General features: G+C 60.0%; 18 protein-coding genes and 2 tRNA genes. 13 read left to right on the forward strand and 7 right to left on the reverse strand.

Annotation, left to right across the window (positions count from 1 at the left end; all coding sequences use genetic code 11):
* The first annotated feature begins 137 nt into the window (after nt 1-137).
* Together dusB and Q4B98_RS01630 are read left to right on the forward strand one after the other, a co-directional pair.
* Entirely contained in the window at nt 138-1,232 is a 1,095-nt protein-coding gene (dusB, locus tag Q4B98_RS01625; RefSeq protein ID WP_303195581.1) for a tRNA dihydrouridine synthase DusB, read from the forward strand.
* A 48-nt stretch (nt 1,233-1,280) separates the two neighbouring features.
* Nucleotides 1,281-2,399, forward strand: coding sequence for an HD domain-containing protein (locus tag Q4B98_RS01630; RefSeq protein WP_303194972.1), 1,119 nt, complete (start codon nt 1,281-1,283; stop codon nt 2,397-2,399).
* Nucleotides 2,400-2,413: 14 nt separating this feature from the next.
* On the opposite strand, the gene Q4B98_RS01635 is transcribed toward Q4B98_RS01630, so the two are convergent.
* A complete protein-coding gene (locus Q4B98_RS01635; protein WP_303194973.1) occupies nt 2,414-3,172 on the reverse strand; it encodes an ABC transporter permease in 759 nt (252 codons plus the stop codon).
* 60 nt (nt 3,173-3,232) lie between these two features.
* On the opposite strand from Q4B98_RS01635, the gene dnaG reads away from it, so the two are divergent.
* The 4 genes from dnaG (at nt 3,233) to Q4B98_RS01655 (ending at nt 6,691) form a co-directional block, all read left to right on the forward strand.
* Nucleotides 3,233-5,104 carry a DNA primase gene (gene dnaG / locus Q4B98_RS01640; protein WP_303194974.1) on the forward strand — a complete coding sequence of 624 codons (1,872 nt, stop codon included), beginning with the start codon at nt 3,233-3,235 and terminating at the stop codon, nt 5,102-5,104.
* Between the two features lie 86 nt (nt 5,105-5,190).
* A complete protein-coding gene (locus Q4B98_RS01645; RefSeq protein WP_303194975.1) occupies nt 5,191-6,003 on the forward strand; it encodes a sigma-70 family RNA polymerase sigma factor in 813 nt (270 codons plus the stop codon).
* Nucleotides 6,004-6,007: 4 nt separating this feature from the next.
* Entirely contained in the window at nt 6,008-6,523 is a 516-nt protein-coding gene (locus Q4B98_RS01650; protein WP_303194977.1) for a hypothetical protein, read from the forward strand.
* Between the two features lie 95 nt (nt 6,524-6,618).
* Nucleotides 6,619-6,691 (forward strand) — tRNA-Asn (locus Q4B98_RS01655).
* A gap of 134 nt (nt 6,692-6,825) precedes the next feature.
* Here Q4B98_RS01655 and Q4B98_RS01660 read toward each other — a convergent pair.
* The gene (locus tag Q4B98_RS01660) at nt 6,826-7,806 is read right to left on the reverse strand and encodes an MsnO8 family LLM class oxidoreductase (protein ID WP_303194979.1); all 981 of its coding nucleotides are present in this window, start codon (nt 7,804-7,806) and stop codon (nt 6,826-6,828) included.
* Between the two features lie 42 nt (nt 7,807-7,848).
* Nucleotides 7,849-9,252 carry a trehalose-6-phosphate synthase gene (locus tag Q4B98_RS01665; RefSeq protein WP_303194981.1) on the reverse strand — a complete coding sequence of 468 codons (1,404 nt, stop codon included), beginning with the start codon at nt 9,250-9,252 and terminating at the stop codon, nt 7,849-7,851.
* A 137-nt stretch (nt 9,253-9,389) separates the two neighbouring features.
* Between Q4B98_RS01665 and otsB the strand changes: the two genes are divergently transcribed.
* The 4 genes from otsB (at nt 9,390) to cysK (ending at nt 13,022) form a co-directional block, all read left to right on the forward strand.
* Nucleotides 9,390-10,289: a trehalose-phosphatase gene (gene otsB, locus Q4B98_RS01670; protein WP_303195583.1), complete on the forward strand. Its 900-nt coding sequence runs from the start codon at nt 9,390-9,392 to the stop codon at nt 10,287-10,289.
* A 434-nt stretch (nt 10,290-10,723) separates the two neighbouring features.
* On the forward strand, nt 10,724-11,794 hold the full coding sequence (locus Q4B98_RS01675) for a YeeE/YedE family protein (protein ID WP_303194983.1): 1,071 nt from the start codon (nt 10,724-10,726) through the stop codon (nt 11,792-11,794).
* Nucleotides 11,791-12,018, forward strand: coding sequence for a sulfurtransferase TusA family protein (locus tag Q4B98_RS01680; protein ID WP_303194984.1), 228 nt, complete (start codon nt 11,791-11,793; stop codon nt 12,016-12,018). Before Q4B98_RS01675 ends, Q4B98_RS01680 begins: the two co-directional genes overlap by 4 nt.
* A 68-nt stretch (nt 12,019-12,086) precedes the next feature.
* On the forward strand, nt 12,087-13,022 hold the full coding sequence (cysK, locus tag Q4B98_RS01685; RefSeq protein ID WP_303194985.1) for a cysteine synthase A: 936 nt from the start codon (nt 12,087-12,089) through the stop codon (nt 13,020-13,022).
* Nucleotides 13,023-13,056: 34 nt separating this feature from the next.
* On the opposite strand, the gene Q4B98_RS01690 is transcribed toward cysK, so the two are convergent.
* Nucleotides 13,057-14,496: a PLP-dependent aminotransferase family protein gene (locus Q4B98_RS01690; RefSeq protein WP_368492294.1), complete on the reverse strand. Its 1,440-nt coding sequence runs from the start codon at nt 14,494-14,496 to the stop codon at nt 13,057-13,059.
* A gap of 145 nt (nt 14,497-14,641) precedes the next feature.
* Here Q4B98_RS01690 and pdxS point away from each other — a divergent pair, with 145 nt between their 5' ends.
* Both pdxS and pdxT read left to right on the forward strand, forming a co-directional pair.
* Nucleotides 14,642-15,481, forward strand: coding sequence for a pyridoxal 5'-phosphate synthase lyase subunit PdxS (pdxS, locus tag Q4B98_RS01700; protein ID WP_303195587.1), 840 nt, complete (start codon nt 14,642-14,644; stop codon nt 15,479-15,481).
* The gene (pdxT, locus tag Q4B98_RS01705; RefSeq protein WP_303194987.1) at nt 15,432-16,085 is read left to right on the forward strand and encodes a pyridoxal 5'-phosphate synthase glutaminase subunit PdxT; all 654 of its coding nucleotides are present in this window, start codon (nt 15,432-15,434) and stop codon (nt 16,083-16,085) included. Before pdxS ends, pdxT begins: the two co-directional genes overlap by 50 nt.
* Before the next feature lie 166 nt (nt 16,086-16,251).
* Here the strand turns inward: pdxT and Q4B98_RS01710 are convergent, their stop codons facing one another.
* Nucleotides 16,252-17,532 (reverse strand): SLC13 family permease, encoded by a 1,281-nt coding sequence (locus tag Q4B98_RS01710; RefSeq protein WP_303195588.1) that lies wholly within the window; start codon nt 17,530-17,532, stop codon nt 16,252-16,254.
* A gap of 144 nt (nt 17,533-17,676) precedes the next feature.
* On the opposite strand from Q4B98_RS01710, the gene Q4B98_RS01715 reads away from it, so the two are divergent.
* Nucleotides 17,677-17,750, forward strand: a tRNA-Ile gene (locus Q4B98_RS01715).
* On the opposite strand, the gene Q4B98_RS01720 is transcribed toward Q4B98_RS01715, so the two are convergent.
* Nucleotides 17,710-18,558, reverse strand: coding sequence for an HAD hydrolase family protein (locus tag Q4B98_RS01720; protein ID WP_303195590.1), 849 nt, complete (start codon nt 18,556-18,558; stop codon nt 17,710-17,712). The two genes, Q4B98_RS01715 and Q4B98_RS01720, sit on opposite strands and share 41 nt — an antisense overlap.
* Entirely contained in the window at nt 18,558-19,481 is a 924-nt protein-coding gene (locus Q4B98_RS01725) for a hypothetical protein (RefSeq protein ID WP_303194989.1), read from the reverse strand. Before Q4B98_RS01725 ends, Q4B98_RS01720 begins: the two co-directional genes overlap by 1 nt.
* Nucleotides 19,482-19,552: the final 71 nt, after the last annotated feature.

The following is a 19,552-nucleotide window of genomic DNA, read 5'->3' on the forward strand; positions in this document are numbered from 1 at the left end:
CAATGTGGGGTGAGATGGCTTGCGGTGCCAGCTGAGATGGCATGACGGTTTCGGTTGAGCCGGTATGCCACGTCTAGCATGGGCTGGTGCTTTCCAGCCCTTTGACCTTGATCGCTCCTTCAGGCGGCACTGTTTCGGTGGACACCCCAGTGGTGTTGGCACCGATGGCCGGCGTCACCAATGCTGCTTTCCGTCAACTGTGCGCCGAACAGGGGGCAGGACTCTATGTGTGTGAGATGATAACCTCGCGCGGGCTGGTCTATGGCGATCGCAAGACTCACGACATGCTTGCCTTTGCCGACTGTGAAGACGTGCGTTCGGTCCAGCTCTACGGAGTTGACCCCGGAATGGTCGGTGAGGCGACGTCAATTCTGTGTGAGGAATACGGGGTCAGCCACGTCGATCTCAATTTTGGCTGTCCAGTACCCAAGGTCACCCGCAAGGGTGGCGGGGGAGTTTTGCCTTGGAAGCTGGACCGGTTCGCTGCCGTCGTTGCAGCTGCTGTCCAGGCCGCCGATCCTCACGGGGTTCCCGTTACTGTCAAGACTCGTATTGGCATCGACTCCGACCACATCACCTACCTTGACTCTGCCCGCGCTGCCGTTGATTCGGGGGCTGCTGCAGTGTGCCTGCACGCGCGTACCGTCGCAGAGGCGTATGCGGGTCATTCTCACTGGGAAGCCATTGGTGACCTTGTTGAGGCCGTCGGGGTCCCCGTCATTGGAAATGGTGACATTTGGGAGGCCAGCGACGCTGTGGCCATGGTCAAGCAGACCGGGTGCGCCGGAGTCGAGGTAGGACGTGGCTGTCTTGGTCGTCCTTGGCTTTTCCGCGACCTGGCTGACGCTTTCGCAGGGCGCGACACGACTACTTTGCCGACCTTGGGTGAAGTGTGCCGAATGATCCGACGCCATGCCGAATTGCTCGTGAAGTATCAGGGAATCCACGGGCTGGTCGATATGCGCAAGCACATGGCCTGGTATCTCAAGGGTTTCCCGGTGGGCGGGGAGACTCGTCACGCGTTGGGGCAGATCTCCAGCTTCGAGGAGCTCGACGGGTTGCTGGCAACCCTCGACCACAACGCGCCGTTTCCCGTCAAGGAACTTGGTAAGGCCCGTGGCCGGCAGGGTGCTCCGCGCCGGAAGGTCGTCATGCCTCACGGGTGGCTGGACTCGCGCACCCTTGACGACGACGATCTGTCAGCTGCCGAGATTGACGCTTCCGGCGGCTGACGCTGCCCGGGTCTGGTTCTCTGAGCCGAGGTGGGACAGGATGGGACCATGTCCGAAGTGGGAGAACGCGCCCGAGCCTGGGCTATGACAATGTCCGGTCATCGCGGCGTTGATGACGTCGTTCACGCTCACCCGTCAGGTGGTGCCCGAATCGAGACTGGAGGGGTCGTCGGACGGGAGATACGGGAGGAAAGGGAGAATCTCCTGCTGCGAGAGGGAGCTACCCATGCTCACGGGGCAGGCAATCGCGCCACTGAGGAGGAGCCAGATCCCGAGCGGACTTGCTTCGAACGGGATCGGGACCGGATCGTTCACTCGACCTCTTTCCGGCGATTGGCGGGCAAGACCCAGGTTGTCGTTCACCCGACCGACCATCAGCGCACCCGGTTGACCCACGCCCTTGAGGTGGCTCAGGTGGCCCGGTCGATCGCGGCTGGCGTCGGAGCCAACATCACCCTTGCCGACGCCATGGCGCTGGGGCATGACTGTGGTCACGGCCCGGGTGGACACGCCTCGGAGCAGGCCTTTGACGCTTTCATCCCAGAGGGTTTCGATCATGGTCCGTGGGGAGCCGACGTCAGCCTGGCCAGCCTCAACCTGTGCGCTGAGACCCTCGACGGTATCCGTAATCACTCCTGGTCACGTCCCGCCCCGAGCACGGTCGAGGGGGAAATCGTCTCCTTTGCCGACCGGATCGCTTATTGTGCCCATGATCTTGAGGACGCGATCAAGGCCGGGATCGTCGCCGTTTCTGATCTCCCCCAGGTCGTCGTCGAGGTGGCTGGGACAGATCGGCGCACTCAACTATCAGTATTCATCCGGTCGGTGATTAACACCACCTGTGCCACCGGGCAGGTGGGGATGTCAGCCGATGTCGCTGAGGCTTTGGCAGCTCTCAGGGCCTTCAACTACGAGCGGATCTACACCCGACCAGAGTCACTGGGACAGGCGGAGGCCGTCATCGAGGTGCTGCACGGCCTCGTTGCTTACTACCAAAGTCACATCGACTTGGTGCCAGTTGAATTCCTTGAGACTGACGCCGACCAAATCCACCAGGTCGTGGCATACGTGGGCGGGATGACCGATCAGTTCGCTTTCTCCCAGGCAGCCGAATTGTTGGGCTGGGATAGAGCGCGACTGCCCAAAGGCATGGGGAGGGGATTCTGAAACTCACACCTGTGTCACGGATGAAGCTTGCCTGCTAGGTCGGCAGGGAGCAGTTTGGCCTGCTTGACCAGTTCATGTGCTACCACCACGGTGACGGCCTGGCCAGCAAGAATGCCGATGAGGACGAGGGCCTGGGCCGCGCCAGCCTGAAGGGCCGAGCCGCCCCCAAGCAGTACACCGACAAAGGTTCCTGGCAAAGTCACCAGACCGACGGTCGCGGTGCTGTCCACAGTAGGCAGCACCGATTCCGTGACGCTGGGTTCAGTGACCAGGGCGATGGCGTCGCGGCGCGGAAGGCCAACGGCCAGACCAGCCTCGAAGATGCCGATTCCCCCGCGCAGATCAGCGAAGAAACGACGGCAGGCCAAGGTATGACCGTTCATCATGTTGCCAATGATGATGCCTGCTACCGGGATGAGAGAGGCCGGGCTAAAAGGCGCACAACCTGTCGCGAAGATGATGAGAAGGACCGGAGTTACCCCAGCGAGCATGGCCACCGCAGCCCAGATCCAGTTCCCACCGATTCCGGAACGCTTCGCCGTGGTGTGAACTGCGATGGCAAACATCAACAAGGTGAACAGACAGGCAGCCCACAGATGGGCAAGGGCATAGACGAGGATGACGGAGACGACGCCGAGTTGCACGACGGCGCGAATTGACGCAATAACGGAGGCCTTGGCGATGCCCAGGCGTCCGATAAGTGAGGCGACGACGGCTGCCGTGATGAGCAGGATCATCGCCAGGGCGAGTTGCCAAGTGGGGCTTACGGTCACGATGGCCAGTGTGGCACCACTCGGGCCCTCGGGTATGCATGGTTAGCGTGAGCAAGACAGATGGGTAGGATCGAGGTCATGGCTGGCCGGATCAACGAGGAGGACATCGCGCTGGTCCGGGAACGGGCGCGGATCGACGAGGTTGTTGGTGAGTACGTCGCCCTGCGTAATGCTGGGGGTGGTTCCCTGAAGGGGTTGTGTCCCTTCCACGACGAGAAAACGCCTAGTTTCCAAGTGACCCCTTCGCGCGGACTGTTTTACTGCTTTGGCTGTGGCGAGGGCGGAGACACCATCTCCTTCATCCAGAAGATCGATAACCTTACTTTTGTTGAGGCTGTTCAGCGTCTCGCTGACAAAGTCGGCGTTCAACTGCGTATCGTCGACGACGGTCGTCCCGGGCTGGAACCAGGTCTCCGTATGCAGATTCTGGCTGCCAACGAGGCAGCCGCAGAGTTCTTCCAGGCCCAGATGTCGACGAAGGAGGGTCAGGTCGCTCGTGACTTCGTCGCTGGTCGGGGATTCTCCCAGGAGGCTGCAATGCAGTTCGGGATGGGGTATGCCCCGCGCGGGGGCCACGTGCTGCGTGACCATCTACTGGCCAAGGGGTTCACCCCCAAGGCCCTCATTGAGTCTGGCCTCGTGCGTTCCCAAGGCTGGGACTTCTTCCAGGGGCGGGTGTTGTGGCCGATCAAGGACTCCGGCAAGTCCGTGCTGGGTTTCGGGGCCCGACGTGTCTACGACGACGACCGCCTGCCGGCCAAGTACGTCAATACCCCCGAGACCCCGGTTTACAAGAAGTCCCACGTCCTCTACGGCTTGGATATGGCTCGGTCCAACATCGGCAAGAAGAGCCAGGCTGTCATTGTCGAGGGATATACCGACGTCATGGCAGCACACCTGTCCGGTATTGACACGGCAGTGGCGGCTTGTGGAACCGCTTTCGGTGAGGACCATGCCCGACTCATCCAGCGGTTGATGGGCAACAGCGGCTCCCTCAACGGCGAGGTCATCTTTACTTTTGACGGTGACGTGGCGGGCCAGAAGGCGGCCCTCAAGGTGTTTCGCGGGGACAAGCAATTCTCTGCCCAGACCTATGTTGCCATTGAGCCTACTGGCCTCGACCCGTGCGATCTGCTCATGAAGCGCGGCCCGGCGGCGGTCAGAGAATTGGTGGCTCGGCGGATTCCGCTTTACCGCTATGTCATGGAAAACACCGTCGGTCAGTTCGACCTCGACCGGGCGGACGGGCGTATCGCCGCGATCAGGGCGGCTGCCCCACTTGTCACGAGCATCCGCGACCAGTCGTTAGTCGACGGCTATCTGCGCGAGCTGTCCCAGGTGGTAGGTGCCGACATTGACGTAGTACGTCGGGAGGTGTCTCGTGCTGGCAAGCAGCGTCACTCCACCCCGGCGCTGACGGTGGTGCCTCAGGCTCAGTCTCAGCAACCCGCCGGTCTCCCGTGGCCCGATCCAGCCGACATCTCACTGTCGGCGGAGAGAGGGTTCCTCAAACTAGCCCTGCAATACCCTGAGCTTTTTGACGCCGACTGGGACCAGGTCGAGGTCGAGGACCTGCGACATCCCGCCTATCGGGCGGTCTTCGAGGCGATACTAGCGGTGCCTCGTGGCCAACAGAAGTGGGCTGAAAAGGTTAGCGAGGCGACCAGTGACCCGCAGGTGAAACAGCTTGAGGTGGCTCTTCTCGTCGAGTCTGTGCTGCGTGAGGAGCCAGACCAGAGTTATGCAGCCGCGTACGCAGCGCGGGTACGGTTATTGGCCATCAATGATGACATTGCCAATCTCAAGTCCCGTTTGCAGCGCACCAATCCAAACCAGGATCGCAAGCTCTACAACGCGATGTTCGCCGACCTGGTGAGCTTGGAGACATTACGTAAGAGCCTCATTATCGCCGGTGGAGCCACAACAGCTTGATGTGACATCTGTGGACAACTTTCGTGCTGTCCACAGATTAGTGAAGAGGGGTTTTGCCACAATCCAATGTGAGTCATCGTCGGACCATGAGATACGCGGATTTTATCGACGGCGTCGTCGCTTTGGACCCAGCTGATGAGCGCGAGCTGTTTCGCAGGCTTGACGCAGGGGTCATCGCTGACGCCATCCTCTCTGGACGATTTCTGGCCACGACGCCAGTTTCTGTCACCGAGTTGACCACAATCTCTACCGAGGGAGCAGCAGCCAGGCGCACGCTTTGGCGACAAATGCTCGCGATGGTGCTCACCCAGGCCCGCCAGAGTGCCGCAAATCACCGATGCAGCTTTGAAGATCTCGTCCAGGCCGGCTGCGTGGGGTTGGGAGAGGCCATCGAGAGGTACGACGAGCGTCGCGGGGCCCGCTTCTCTACGGTGGCCTGGACCTGGATTCGGCGCCGTATTGGTGAGGAGGTGGTGCGACTTCGGGGTGCGAGGTCGCGGGCAGTGATGAGGGAGTCAGCGGAGGTTGCCCGGGTTGAGGAGGAGCTTATGGTGCAATCTCAACAGGTGCCAAGGAGTGAGGCAATCGCAAAGCACATGGGCAAGAACACCGTGTGGGTTCAGCAGCGACGTGCCGAGAACTGGGAAACCGATAGCAACGGCTTGGAATATGTGCCGACATCGCAAGATCAGCCAGTGGGCCTTGACGTCCCCTTGCTCGCGGCTCTGCCCGGTCAGGAACGGCGAGTCGTGGCTCTGCGACACGGGTTCCAAGGAAACCCCATGAGCTTCGAAGCGGTTGGGGAAAAACTCGGGATGTCAGCCTCCAGTGTCAGGCGGATTGAGCAGCGTGCTTTCAACCGTCTGCGTCGTCACCTAGAGCAGGCTAGGGCGGCGTGACAGGATGGACGCCATGTGGTGGACGAAAGGACCCAGTTCTGAGGAGATGACTCGGGCGCGAGCGGTGCTCGGGTTTGACGACGTTAAGGTGATTACGTGTGGGCGAGGAGAGAACGTCACCGTTATCGCGGTGACAGAAGGACTCGTCGTCTTGACAGACGAGACAGACTCTGCTGTCGCTTGGCATGAGATCGTGCACGGCGGTTGGAACGGGAACACCTCGACCTTGACGTGGGACTTCTTGGACGGATCTGGCGCCTCGGTGATGCTGCAGAAGCCTGGGAAGATTCCGGAGGTCTTCAAAGCTCGAGTCACCGAGTCGATTGCTGCGACTCGTAGCGTCCCGGTGCATGGGGGAGATGTCCTCATCGCTGGACGTATTCCGGCTGGCCATTTGGCGGATCCTGAGAGATCGATCACGTGGACTGCAATGGCCAGGGAGTCCGCCGACCTTAACGATCCCGAGACTCGCCAAAAGGTGGTGGAGGCCACCGACGCCCTCAAGAAGGAGTGGGGCTGACAGGGGTCTTGCTGGTGGGTGGAGGCGGACACATGGTTGATTTGGTATCCCTCAGCGTATGCTGCTAGTGTCTTATCTCGCGCCCAGGGCGCTGATCCCCTGTAGCTCAATTGGCAGAGCATCTGACTGTTAATCAGAGGGTTACTGGTTCGAGTCCAGTCGGGGGAGCGCAGATATTACAGCTTGGCAAGGTCAATCCTCTGATTGGGACGTGACTGTGCGATGTGAAAGGCCCTTCAAAGAACGCTTAAGTTTCTTGAAGGGCCTCGGTTGCAGTTAGGTGATTGGAATCACCGCTACCGTTAAATCAGCCGTTGTGCGAGCTGACGATACTGCTCCACCTTGGCTTGCACATCGTCGATGTAACTAATGAGCATGAGCTCGTCAACATGGTGGGCATCCTGGAATGCGGTGAGTTTGTCAGCTACCTCGTCGTAATCCCCGACGATAATCGTGTCCTCGTTCGATAGCACGTAGCTCGTTAATAGCGAGCGGTTTTCTGCGTCCATCTGAGAAGTCGGGACAAAGGTTACCGGTCGTCCTGTCCCTAGACTTACTCGGAAATTCGCCGCCATGAGTGATTGTTCCAGGGCTTCCTGGTGTGTCGGAGCAGCCGATACACACACCGCTGAGAGAGTCCTACCGGGGAACCCTTCGGCCAGGTGTGCACGGTAGTGGTTCATGATCCCGGTGTCCTGGTGCCCAGTGAAAAACTGGGCGTAGGCGTAGTCCATGCCGTGCTCTCCAGCCCACGCCGCTGACTGGCCCGACGATCCCAGCAGCCAGGTCTGTGGCTGGACCTGACTTGCCGGGGTCACAACGACCTTGGCGTACGGATGCTTCGGTGGCAGCGTTCCGCGCACGAACCCGATCGTCTCGGCGATGAGGGTATTGATGGCCTCAGGGTGGATGACCTGGCCCTGATTGAGAGCATGGGCGGAAAGCATGTCACCGCCGGGAGCTCGGCCCAGCCCCATGTCGATACGATCACCAAAAAGCGCCGTGAGGGTCGAGAATCGCTCCGCCATCTGTAAAGACCCGTAGTGCATGGCCATCACCCCGCCGGAGCCAAGCCGGATTGACTGTGTGGCTGCCGCAACGCGGGCCATGAGTAGATCTGGCGCACTCGACAGGAAGTGGTCAGTGTTGTGGTGCTCGGCAAACCAGAAACGGTGAAAACCAATCTCCTCAAGTTTTTGCGCCAAGGTGATGGTTTCGTCGAGGGTTTGAGTGATGTCATGACCGACAAACAGCGGAATCTGTTCTAACGCGCTCAGTTTCAACTCTCTCGTGCTTTCTCCATCTAGTGGCTCAGTGTGTAGTCCTCACTGACCTTCTAGCGCGGTGAGGAAGTTGTCTGCCCAAACATCGATCGTCTTGTCGAAGACCTGACGACGCATTGAACGCATCTTCCGGGCTTTGACCTTGGGAGAATCCGTGAGGGCCTTCATGATCGTGGCCTTCATGCCGTCGATGTCATAGGGGTTGACCATGTATGCCTGCTTGAGCTCTCGAGCAGCTCCGGCGAATTCCGAGAGCACCAAGGCAGAATCATCGTTGGATCGGCAAGCGATGTACTCCTTGGCGACAAGGTTCATGCCGTCGCGTACCGGGGTGACAAGCATGAGATCTGCCACCTGATACATGGCGGCGAGAACCTCGCGGGGCACCGATTCGTTGCGGTAGACCAGCGCCCGATTGGCAATCGTTCCCACCTTCGAGTTGATCTGGCCGACGAGCTGGTTAATGTCGTCACGCAGGATCTTGTACTCTTCGACACGTTCGCGGGACGGCGTGGCCAGTTGCAGGAAGACAACCTCATGAGGATCGAGCTTGCCCTCCTTGAACAGCTCTCCAACGGCGCGAATACGCTGACGCAGGCCCTTGGTGTAATCCAGACGATCGACACCGAAGATGATCGTCTCCGGGTTACCCAAGTCCTCGCGCAGCTTGGCGGCTTCGGCTTGAACTTTCTCTGAGGTGGCCAGTTCGTGGAATCCACGTGAGTCGATGGAGATTGGGAAGTCGCGGACAATGACGTCGCGCCCGTCACGGGTGTGCGCCCGGCCGCGAGCAGCCGTAACGCCGGGGCGGCGCTTAGCTAGACGCAGAAAGTTGGCCGCAGCGCCTGGAGTCTGAAAGCCGACGAGGTCAGCCCCCAGCAGACCCTCGATGAGCTCCTCACGCCACGGCAGCCGACTGTAGAGCTCAATCGGCGGGAACGGGATATGGAGGAAGAACCCGATTCGCAGGTCGGGGCGCATCTCGCGCAGGTACCTCGGGACGAGGTTGAGCTGGTAATCCTGGACCCACACGGTGGCGCCGTCGGCGGCCTGTTCGGCAGCCTGGTCAGCGAACCTCTTATTGACTTTCTGATAAGCGTCCCACCACTCGCGGTGGAAAACCGGCTCTACGACGCAATCGTGGTACAGCGGCCACAAAGTGGCGTTGGAGAAGCCCTCGTAGTACTCCTCGACCTCTTGGGCGCTGAGTGGTACTGGATGGATGTCATAGCCATCATGGTGAAAAGGTTTGACGACCTCGTCCGGGGCGCCGTGCCATCCAATCCATGCGCCACCCTTGCGCTGCATGACTGGTTCGAGCGCCGTTACCAGACCACCGGGGGAGGACTGCCAGCTGACGTTGCCTTCATCGTCGACCTTGTGGTCCACGGGCAGGCGATTCGCGATGACAAGGAAATCAACCTTGTCCTGGACGGTCTCCGTCATCTTTAATCACACCTCTCATGGAGGCCTTGCCAGATGGCAGGCCCTCTTTCACGCTATCAACCTGTTGTTCTCATTTGTTGTTCCCGTCGAGAATGATCGGCGCTATATGTAGGCTGACTGCGCGCCGTGTGGCTGCCATGTGTGACGATGGACCCATGACAGACTGTTCTGCTCCAGCCGAAAAGTCATGGACTCCTCTCACTGAGGCCGGAATGGGGATCGTCGACGCTGTTGCCACCGATCCGGGTTCAGTGTTGCTTGCCTTGGATTTTGACGGCACCTTGGCCCCTATCGTCGAGGACCCTGCTGACTCTGTCATGGCAGAGCCGTCCAGAAAGGCCATGGTTCGGATGGACGGGAAGCTCGCGGCGATGGCTATCGTTACCGGACGTGAGGTGGCTGCGGTACGACGGATGACGGCTGTCGACAAGGTCCCCGGCCTGGAACACTTGGTGATCTTGGGTCAGTATGGGGTGGAGCGCTATGACGCTGCCTCTGGGGCGCTGCGCGACCCTGAGGTGCCCGAATCAGTGCGTATTGCCAAGGGTCGCCTTGACGACCTCGTTACAGAGCTTGGTCAGCAAGACCCTCGGGACATTGGCTGCCGGATTGAGGACAAGGGTCGGGCCGTCGCTCTTCATACCCGTCGTGCCGTTGATCCGGCTCATGCTTTGGCTGCTGCGGCGCCGAGGGTCCGTGAAATCGCCAAGGAACTGGCTCTTCACTGCGAGGACGGTCGCAATATCATCGAACTAAAATCTGCCGTCACTACCAAGGCCCAGGCCCTGCGCGAACTTATCGACGAGGTGAAACCGCAGATCGTCATCATGGGCGGTGACGATCTGGGTGATGTTCCAGCCTTCGAGGTCGTCTCGGAGTGGATTGGGCAGGGCCGCCCCGGTGCTCGCGTCGTGAGCTACTCCGACGAGCAGCCGTCAATGGCTGGGTATGCCGACATCATCTGTGACCAAACCGAGGGGGTTGCTGCCTTCCTGGAAGCTCTCGCGGACCACGTCAGCATCCATCAGGTAAGATGACGTATCAGAATGCGAGACAGAATCTCGTGATTCTTGATACCTCAAGTCAACTGTGCTTATATGACATCAGACGCCATTGATGAACGTTGTGGTGCGGCACCTGAAAGGTTTCAGGAAAGCCGGCGAATGCCACGATGAAATCATCGATCATGGTTTGTGAATGGAAGGACGAAAAGGTGAACGCACACCGTGTCTGGGGTAATCGTGCCGATCGATCGGTCATGAGCTCCACCATGATGATGTGTTCGATGTGTCGCCAGTGTTGCTGATCGCAGCTTGATTGGTTGCGCACTGCCCGTCAGAAGTCACGCTGACTTCGTGCTCATATCAGCGTATCTAAATACGCACCATGTCCATCCTTGAATCCGCTCCCATCTGTTGTTTGTTGTAAAACTCGCGGTGGTGTTGTCGGATTATCCTGAACGGAACTCCCAATGCTCCTTACCGGCCTACTTGTCGGAATTGCTTTCGGCTTTGTTTTGCAACGTGGTCGTTTCTGTGTGACCAACGCCTTTCGTCAGGTGTGGGTTGCCAGGAGCACTACCTGGATCACGGCTTTCTTGCTCGTGATCGCCATTCAGGCCATCGGTGTTACGACGTTGACCCAACTTGGCCTCATCCATCTGTCATGGAAGCCGTTGCCCTGGCTCGGTGTCATCGTCGGAGGATTGCTTTTCGGTGTCTCAATCGTGCTGGCCGGTGGGTGCGCCACTGGGACTTGGTTTCGTAGTGGCGAGGGCCTGGTTGGCTCATGGATTGCCCTCGTTTTCTATGCGATCAGCGCGGCGGCAATGAAGTATGGCGTCCTGTCAGGACTCAATCAGTCGGTGCGATCCGTTACCGCACCGGTGACGACGATTCCTGGCCTGGGAATATCGCCCTGGGTTCCAACCATTGTGTTGGCTCTCCTCGTCGGCGCACTGGTGTGGTACCAGCTGCGTAAGCCCGCCCGAAAGGTCGCTACCCTTCCGCCTGAGAAGACCGGTCTTGCGCATTGGCTCTTCGAGGCCAAGTGGCATCCGTTCCTCACGGCAGCTCTCATCTCGGTGATCGCGATCGTCACCTATCCGCTCAGCGAGGCTACCGGTCGTCATGCGGGTCTTGGCATAACCACCCCGACTGGCAACTTGCTGCAGTGGACGCTGACAGGAGATATCTCCTATGTGGACTGGGGAGTGCTGCTCGTGGTTGGCATACTCGTCGGATCTTTCATCGCCGCGAAGGCATCTGGTGAGTTCCGAGTTCGTGTCCCTGACGCTACTCAAGCCGTCCGATCGGTCGCCGGAGGACTCGGAATGGGGATCGGGGCCAGCTGGGCTGGCGGATGCACCATCGGAAACGCGATGGTTGAAACCGCCCAGTTTAGTTTTCAGGGGTGGATAGCTTTCCTCTTCATGTTCCTGGGTGTGGGTCTTGGCACGAAGGTCTTCGTGCTCGGCTTCACCCGACCTGCTCCCCAGCTGGGGACGCTGCCAACCACCACCATTGCTAAAGGAGTGTCATGACCACCCATGTTCTTGAAACTGGTGGGCAGGTCTGCCCGTTCCCACTAGTCGAAGCCCAAAAGGCTATCGCCAAGCTGCCTGTCGGAGACCGTCTGAAGATTAACTTCGACTGCACCCAGGCTACCGAGTCCATCCCGGAATGGGCTGCCTCGGCTGGCTACCCGGTCACCGATTATCGAAAGGTGGGTGATGCCGGCTGGACGATAACCGTCGAAAAGGCATGACCCGCACGACCTACGCATAACAAGAACCGCAAGAACGAACGTACGAATCAGAAACGAAAGGATTCATCATGGCGAAAATCGCTAACGACGTTACCGAACTCATTGGCAACACCCCGCTAGTCAAGATCAACAAGCTTTTCCCAGACTCGAAGGCCACCGTGTTGGCCAAGCTTGAGTTCTACAACCCCGCTTCCAGCGTCAAGGACCGTATCGCCAAGTCGATCATCGACGCTGCTGAGGCTTCCGGGCAGCTCAAGCCCGGCGGAACCATCGTCGAGGCCACTTCTGGCAACACTGGAGTCGGCCTGGCCCTTGTCGGCGCAGCCCGTGGCTACAAGGTCATCATCACCCTTCCTGAAACGATGTCCAAGGAGCGTCGCGCCATCATCCGCTTGCTGGGTGCCGAACTCGTCCTCACTCCAGGGGCTGACGGTGTTCCGGGAGCTAACGCCAAGGCCGCTGAGATCGTCAAGAACACCCCTGGTGCCATCCTGGCCAGCCAGTTCGACAACCCGGCTAACCCGGAGATCCACCACGACACCACTGGTAAGGAGATCTGGGACGACACCGACGGCAAGGTCGACGCGATCGTCGCCGGCATTGGTACCGGTGGCACCATCTCCGGCGCCGGCAAGTACCTCAAGGAGAAGAACCCCGAGGTGAAGGCCTTCGGTGCCGAGCCTGCTGAGTCTCCGGTCATCACCAAGGGCCAGAAGGGTGCGCACAAGATCCAGGGTTGGGGTCCGGGCTTTGTGCCGGAAAACCTCGACAAGTCCATCGTCGACGAAATCCTGTTGGTGCCTGGTGACGAGGCCATCGCATTCGCCCGCCGTGCCGCTGCCGAGGAGGGCATCGTTACCGGTATCTCTGGTGGCGGCGCTCTGCAGGCTGCTGGCCAGATTGCCGCTCGCCCGGAGTTCGCCGGAAAGACGATCGTCGTCGTCATCGCCGACACTGGTGAGCGTTACTTGTCGACTGCTCTCTTCGAGGGTCTTGTCGACTGACGACTGATTCGCAGACATCTTTTCGGCCGGTACCTTACGGGGTGCCGGCCGAATTGTGTGACAAGCCGGTGTTCCTGGTGTGGTCGGCGACGACCCGGGCAATCGTTGTCAAGGCGGTTGCCAACGTGTCGTCGTCGTGGCTGCCAAAACCGAGCACGATCCCAGCAGCGTGGGCATCGGTCGATCCCCAGTACGTCGACAGTGGCGTGACGCCGACTCCTTTCTGACGACATCGACGAACGACCTCGCCCTCGGAACCGTCAAAAAGCAACACGGCGTGAAGCCCTCCGTCAATGGGCTGTAGGGTCGCCCCCGGTATTGACCCGAGAATTTCGATGACGGTGTGGCGGCGGCGTCGGTACACTCGGCGCATCTTCTGGGTACGACGTCGCAGCGACCCGGTTGATAGGTAGTCAGCAACGGCTCCCTGGACGATGGCAGGAACGGGTTGGCCAGTCGCCCGGCGGTGCTCAGCGAAAAGGTGTATTAACTCGGGCGGGATGACCAGATAACCACATCCCAAGGCGGGGGTGAGGACCGATGAGAAGGTGCCCAACAAGATGGTGCGTTTCTCATCCAGGGAAGCCAGCGCCGGAAGAGGAGCGCCGACGTGACGAAGCTCGGAATCGAAATCGTCCTCGACAATCCAGCATCCAGCTTTCTCGGCCCATTCGATGACGGCGACACGACGACTTGCTGACAGGGATCCTCCCCAGGGGTACTGGTGGCTCGGTGTGATGAGCACCGCGTCTAGATTTCTCGCGTCACGTCCGGAGGGAAGACCTGCGGGGTCGAGCCCTTGATTATCCGTTGGCAACCCGACGATGTGATGACCGAGTGCCGGCGGTACCTTCCTCAAGCTGGGATACCCAGGGCTCTCGACACCAATCGTTAAGCGCTGCGACCCACCGCAGAGTACCTGAATGAGTTCGGCTAGTCCTGCGCGGGCACCCCCGGTGACGACAACTTGCCGTGGGTCTGCCAGCAGACTACGCATTTGACGCAGGTGCTCAGCGATTTCATGACGGAGTTGAGGAGACCCCAACGGATCAGTCACTTTGCGCGGTTTGACACAGGCTCGCTGCCAGGCCGACCGCCAGGCCGAAGTCGCCAATCCGGCGGTGTCAGGTGCTCCAGGGGTGAGGTCGATGGCATAGCGATGGGGAGGAGAGGGGGGAGGAGATGGCGTCGTGGAACGCCGATGGAGACCTCGCAAATCAGGATTCACCTGGGTCCCCGATCCACTTGCCGCAATGAGATATCCCTCGGCCTCCAACTGTTCGTAGGAAGCGACGATGGTGCCCCGGGACACCCCGAGTTGTGCGGATAAGGCTCTGGTGCTCGGCAGGTGGTCGCCAGGAGCGAGCACCCCATCCATGATGAGGCTGCGCATCCCTTCACAGATCCGTACCGGTAGCGGACGGGAATCCTGGGGTAGATCTAGCGGGACATCAACGACGAGGTCGGGTCTCATCTCATTCGCCCAAAAAGTGGTCCAATAAAAGTGGTCATATATGGATCTTGCCATGGACCACAAGTATCGATGTGATGGGGTCATGACTCAGAAAGACACTGAAACCACCACTGGCACGACGCGGGTCAAGCGCGGACTGGCTGACATGCTCAAAGGCGGCGTCATCATGGACGTCGTCACCCCGGAACAGGCCAAGATTGCCGAGGATGCCGGAGCTTGCGCCGTCATGGCCCTGGAACGAGTTCCCGCCGACATTCGGGCTCAGGGCGGAGTGGCTCGAATGAGTGATCCTGATCTCATCGAGGGGATCATTGACGCCGTATCCATCCCCGTGATGGCCAAGGCCCGTATCGGTCATTTTGTTGAGGCCCAGGTGCTGGAGTCCCTCAAGGTGGATTTCATCGACGAGTCCGAGGTGCTCAGTCCAGCTGACTACGCCAATCACATCGACAAGTGGGCTTTTGACGTCCCCTTCGTGTGTGGTGCTACGAACCTGGGTGAGGCGCTGCGCCGTATCAACGAAGGCGCTGCCATGATTCGTTCCAAAGGAGAGGCCGGGACCGGTGATGTCTCCGAGGCCGTCCGTCACTTGCGCACCATTCGCTCCGAGATGGCACGGTTGAGCAGCATGTCTCCTGACGAGGTTTACGTCGCCGCCAAGGAACTGCAGGCACCCTACGATCTTGTCGCCGAGGTGGCCCGCACCGGTGAGTTGCCAGTAGTGCTTTTCGTTGCGGGTGGTGTGGCCACCCCAGCGGACGCCGCCCTCGTCATGCAGATGGGTGCCCAGGGTGTCTTCGTCGGTTCGGGGATCTTTAAGTCTGGCAATCCTGCTGCTCGTGCAGCCGCCATCGTCAAGGCCACCACCGCCTATGACGATCCGGACACCATCGCCGAGGTTTCTCGTGGTCTGGGTGAGGCCATGGTTGGTATCAATGTGGCCGACGTCCCGGCACCACATCGTTTGGCGGAACGGGGCTGGTGAGGTGGCTCCGATCATCGGGGTCGTCGCCCTGCAAGGTGGATTTGCTGAGCACATTGAGGTTCTCGAATCCCTCGGTGCGACGACCCGCCGAGTCCGTCGAGAAGCTGATCTTGACGGACTCGACGGGATTGTCCTACCCGGTGGAGAGTCGACGGTCATCGACAAGTTGATGCGTTCCTTCGGCCTCGCCGATCCGCTGCGCGAAGCCGTGAGCGACGGCTTGCCGGTGCTGGCGACCTGCGCCGGTCTTGTCGTTGTGGCGAAAGAGCTGGAAGACGCTGCAAAGGATCAGCAGACCCTTGGCTTGCTTGATGTCACCGTGCGCCGTAATGCCTTCGGCTCCCAGCTTGACTCCTTCGAGGGGCAGTTGGACATCGACGGGGTGGGCGAAAAGATACCCGCCACGTTTATTCGCGCTCCGATCGTTACCCGTACCGGACCTGAGGTGAAGATCATCTCAAGACTGCCCGATGAGGCCGGTGAGGCCAGTGGGGCGATCGTCGGGGTCAGACAGGGAACCATTACCGCGTTGTCCTTCCATCCCGAGGAGACGAGTGACGATCGGGTTCACAGCAGGTGGCTGGACGAGCTGTCCGCTGTCTGAGCGGGCAGTCGCGACAGGTCGTTGTGCGGGTGTGGCAGGGATGATATCTACCTGGATCGCCGCGGTAGCTGGCGTCACGTCGTGGACGTTGTCGCCGGAGTGTGGGTCTCAGCTGTCTGGTTATTGGCGCGCCCGCTGGCCTGCAGGTCGAGTTAGTTTCGAAGAGTCAGATCAGTTGCAGTTCCATCCCAAACAAGCCGCTCATCGCCCATATTGCGCATACCGAGACGAGGATATTTGCAGGAACGGTGAGAAGACCTAGGCGTGTGAATCTGCCGATATGAGCTGGGAGGTCATGTTCGCCAATGATTCGACGCCACAGCAGGGTCGCCAGAGACCCAGCGTAGCTCAGGTTCGGCCCGATGTTGACCCCGACCAGCATGGTTAGTACCGCCATCCACCCAGCAGGGGCGACGAACGGCAGGAGGACCAACACTGCTGGCAGGTTGTTGATGAGGTTCGATAGCAGGGCCGCGATGACGGCGACGGCCAGCAGACTGACCAAGGTTTGACCTGAGGGAACAAGGCGATCGATGAGGCTTCCCAGACCATTTTTGACGACAGCCTCGACGATGATTCCCAGACATAGGACGAAGGCCAAAAAGAGGGGCTTGGTGGCTCGCAACGCACGTCCAGCCTCGATGCCAAAGCTCTCGTTGTGATGGATGAACCTCAATACCGCGAAGGCGACGACTCCTGCCAGAGCAGCCCAGAAGGGCTCAGCCCCCAACAGGGAGCACACCGCGAAACCTGCCAGGGTAAGTCCAAGAATGATCAGTGCCGCGATAGGAGCTTGCTGACGCCGGTCGGTATTTGCTGTGGTCGCCCGGGACAGTTCATCGCGAAACTCGATCCGCATTGCCAACCATTCAATGCCGATAGTCAAAAGCCACGGCAGCGCCATGACGGTTGTGAAGCGTGCGAAGGTGAGCTCGGGCACGGCAGCCACAGCGAGCAGGTTCGTAAGATTGGAAACCGGCAGTAGCAGGGACGCGGTGTTTGCCAGGTGGGCAGTGGCGTACAAGTGCGGTTCTGGCCGAGCGTTGAGCCGTCTTGTCGTCGTCAGGATGATGGGTGTCAGTAGGACGATGGTGGCGTCGAGACTCAGAACCGCCGTCGTCACCGACGCGATAATGAAAACCCACCATAAAAGTCGCCTTGACGAGGACTTCGCCCGAGTGGCCATGAGCTGACCCGAGTAACGGAAGACGCCTTCGGCACGGGCAAGCTCGGACAGGGCAAGGACCGCTGCCAAAAAGATGACAGTAGGTCCCATGGTTACGATCTGCTCGCCGGCATTGGACCAGCTGATGGCCCCAACAAGGCACAACAGTAGAGTTCCTGGCACTGCGGCGGTGGCTTCCGGCAAGCCTCGGGGGCGGAGGAGGGCGAGCACCATCACGATGACGAGGACTGCCACACTCAGCGTCTCGGCCAACCACGTCATCACCTCTGAATGCTATCGGAGGGCTGTGACGACGAGTGGTGAACGATATTCACCACGGCTGGTACGCGCCACCAGCGACCCGCCATGACGGGGTCAAGAAAGATGCCTAAGACAGCATTACACGGTAGGGTTATCACTCGTCTCGGGGCGTTAGCTCAGCCGGTCAGAGCAGGGGACTCATAATCCCTGGGTCGCGGGTTCGAGCCCCGCACGCCCCACCGTCGTCGATGGCGTCAATAGAGCCTGTATTTGGCGTCCGACCGCAGAGTCATCGTGGTTGCCGATTATCGGGAAACCGCAGTCGCGTAGCGTCGGATGGGCCCCCGACACGATATAGGGATGACCCACCAATTCCAGCATGGTGAGGTCATTGGGCATATCTCCGAAGGCTGCCGCGTCAGAAGGGTCAATACCGTGATCTTGGCAGACCTGAGCCAACGCCATTCCTTTTGAGACACCGGGGGCGGAGATCTCCACGAGTCCGTCGGTCATGATGGCGGAGAAAGTCGTTGTTCCGCGGTCTCCCACAATCGGATTGACCACATTGAAAAGCTTGTCACTAGGGAAGTCGAAAACCCGCACCAGCAGCTTGACGATGCGACGATCGGCTCCCAGGAAGTTCTCAATCGGTCCTTCACCGTCCGGTGGGCCGCCAATTTTCCAGCGATCAAACCCCTCATCTGCAAACCATTGGGTGGCCTCTTCAGTGCAGAACAGAGCTTGAGGCAGAACGTTGCGGACATCGGTAATGATTCCGGCAACAGTGGTGGGACTCATGGCAATGTCATGGAGGATTTCACCGGTTGCGGCATTCACGCTTACCGCTCCATTAGAGGCCAGCAGAGTCGGATGAACCGGGCGGAACGGGTCCAGAACTGCCAGCCAGCGGTAGGGCCGACCAGTAGCGAAGACAATATGGACCCCAGCGTCGGCTGCGGCGAGCACTGCCTCGGTGTTCTCGGCGCTGGGCATACTGTCGGCACCCAGAAAAGTGCCGTCCAAATCAGTGGCTATGAGTGAGACCATCACAACCTTCCTCGACCAGTAGGAGACGCCGACGCTGTGCCAGAGCCGCCGTTGCCGGACGGGTGCATAGACGGGGTGCGAGACGGAGGCCCTGAGGGATTGTTCGACGTACTTGGCGACGAATCATTACCCGTTGAGGGGGACCGGGAGGCAGATGGCGAGGGGCTGCCAGATCCGCTGCTTGACGACGAGGTCGAGGCCGAGCTTTGCCCTGGGCTTGAAGAACTGCTCGATGAACTGTTGGCGGAACTGCTCGACGAAGCCGAGGTCGGAACCGGAGGTGGCGGGGGAGTGGGCGGCACGTTCTGGAATAACAGCACTGCGATGAGCAGACCGGTCAGAGCGATGAAAATCGTGAGTAGCCATGCGACCACAGTGGTCGACCAGCCGGCCTTGTCGCGGCGACCTGGCCAGGGCAGGGGCCAAGCTCTCACCCGACCGGGGAGGGTGTCGTCTACCCAGTGCAGCCGATAATTCGGACCCGCTACCGACGATCCCGACAGGGCTGACATGTCGACGACCTGCAAGATGCGTCGTGCCTCAGCCACCGCTGCGGCGGAGCCATCGTAGACCAACGCCACCCAGGGAGCCTGCGACTCACGGGGGCCTTGGCCTGGCCCCGTCACCGGGCGGTACAACCGTCCCAACCGTCCAGAATCCTGCCCGGCTCCACCCCTGGCTATGACGGTCTCTGAGTGCAGGTGGTTGACCTCTCCGGCCAAACGATCCCAGGAAGCCGGATCGCTGGCAGCCCCGTGAGACAACAGAATGACCAGGACAGCCTGTCCCTGGTCATCGTGAGCCCGGAACACCGTTCCCGAGGGCATCGTGAGAACACGGACGTCGAGCCAGAACTCGTCGACCCTCGGCGGGTCACACGGTTCCAGCGGCAGGGCCCCGATGGGCCACGGATTACTCGACATCGTCCACCATCTCACCACATTCCAGGCATGACCTCCGAACCATGAGCATTCGCGCCTGGTGATTTCGCCTC

The sequence above is a fragment of the Cutibacterium sp. genome (genome assembly GCF_030525615.1).
GTDB lineage: Bacteria > Actinomycetota > Actinomycetes > Propionibacteriales > Propionibacteriaceae > Cutibacterium.

What these genes read in the sequence shown, in the direction of transcription:
- Q4B98_RS01630 (WP_303194972.1), top strand. Translation starts at nt 1,281, where the DNA reads ATGTCCGAAGTGGGAGAACGCGCCCGAGCCTGGGCTATGACAATGTCC.
- dnaG (WP_303194974.1), top strand. Translation starts at nt 3,233, where the DNA reads ATGGGTAGGATCGAGGTCATGGCTGGCCGGATCAACGAGGAGGACATC.
- Q4B98_RS01645 (WP_303194975.1), top strand. Translation starts at nt 5,191, where the DNA reads ATGAGATACGCGGATTTTATCGACGGCGTCGTCGCTTTGGACCCAGCT.
- Q4B98_RS01650 (WP_303194977.1), top strand. Translation starts at nt 6,008, where the DNA reads ATGGACGCCATGTGGTGGACGAAAGGACCCAGTTCTGAGGAGATGACT.
- Q4B98_RS01665 (WP_303194981.1), bottom strand. Translation starts at nt 9,252, where the DNA reads ATGACGGAGACCGTCCAGGACAAGGTTGATTTCCTTGTCATCGCGAAT.
- otsB (WP_303195583.1), top strand. Translation starts at nt 9,390, where the DNA reads ATGTGTGACGATGGACCCATGACAGACTGTTCTGCTCCAGCCGAAAAG.
- Q4B98_RS01675 (WP_303194983.1), top strand. Translation starts at nt 10,724, where the DNA reads ATGCTCCTTACCGGCCTACTTGTCGGAATTGCTTTCGGCTTTGTTTTG.
- Q4B98_RS01680 (WP_303194984.1), top strand. Translation starts at nt 11,791, where the DNA reads ATGACCACCCATGTTCTTGAAACTGGTGGGCAGGTCTGCCCGTTCCCA.
- cysK (WP_303194985.1), top strand. Translation starts at nt 12,087, where the DNA reads ATGGCGAAAATCGCTAACGACGTTACCGAACTCATTGGCAACACCCCG.
- Q4B98_RS01690 (WP_368492294.1), bottom strand. Translation starts at nt 14,496, where the DNA reads ATGAGACCCGACCTCGTCGTTGATGTCCCGCTAGATCTACCCCAGGAT.
- pdxS (WP_303195587.1), top strand. Translation starts at nt 14,642, where the DNA reads ATGCTCAAAGGCGGCGTCATCATGGACGTCGTCACCCCGGAACAGGCC.
- pdxT (WP_303194987.1), top strand. Translation starts at nt 15,432, where the DNA reads ATGTGGCCGACGTCCCGGCACCACATCGTTTGGCGGAACGGGGCTGGT.
- Q4B98_RS01710 (WP_303195588.1), bottom strand. Translation starts at nt 17,532, where the DNA reads ATGACGTGGTTGGCCGAGACGCTGAGTGTGGCAGTCCTCGTCATCGTG.
- Q4B98_RS01720 (WP_303195590.1), bottom strand. Translation starts at nt 18,558, where the DNA reads ATGGTCTCACTCATAGCCACTGATTTGGACGGCACTTTTCTGGGTGCC.
- Q4B98_RS01725 (WP_303194989.1), bottom strand. Translation starts at nt 19,481, where the DNA reads ATGTCGAGTAATCCGTGGCCCATCGGGGCCCTGCCGCTGGAACCGTGT.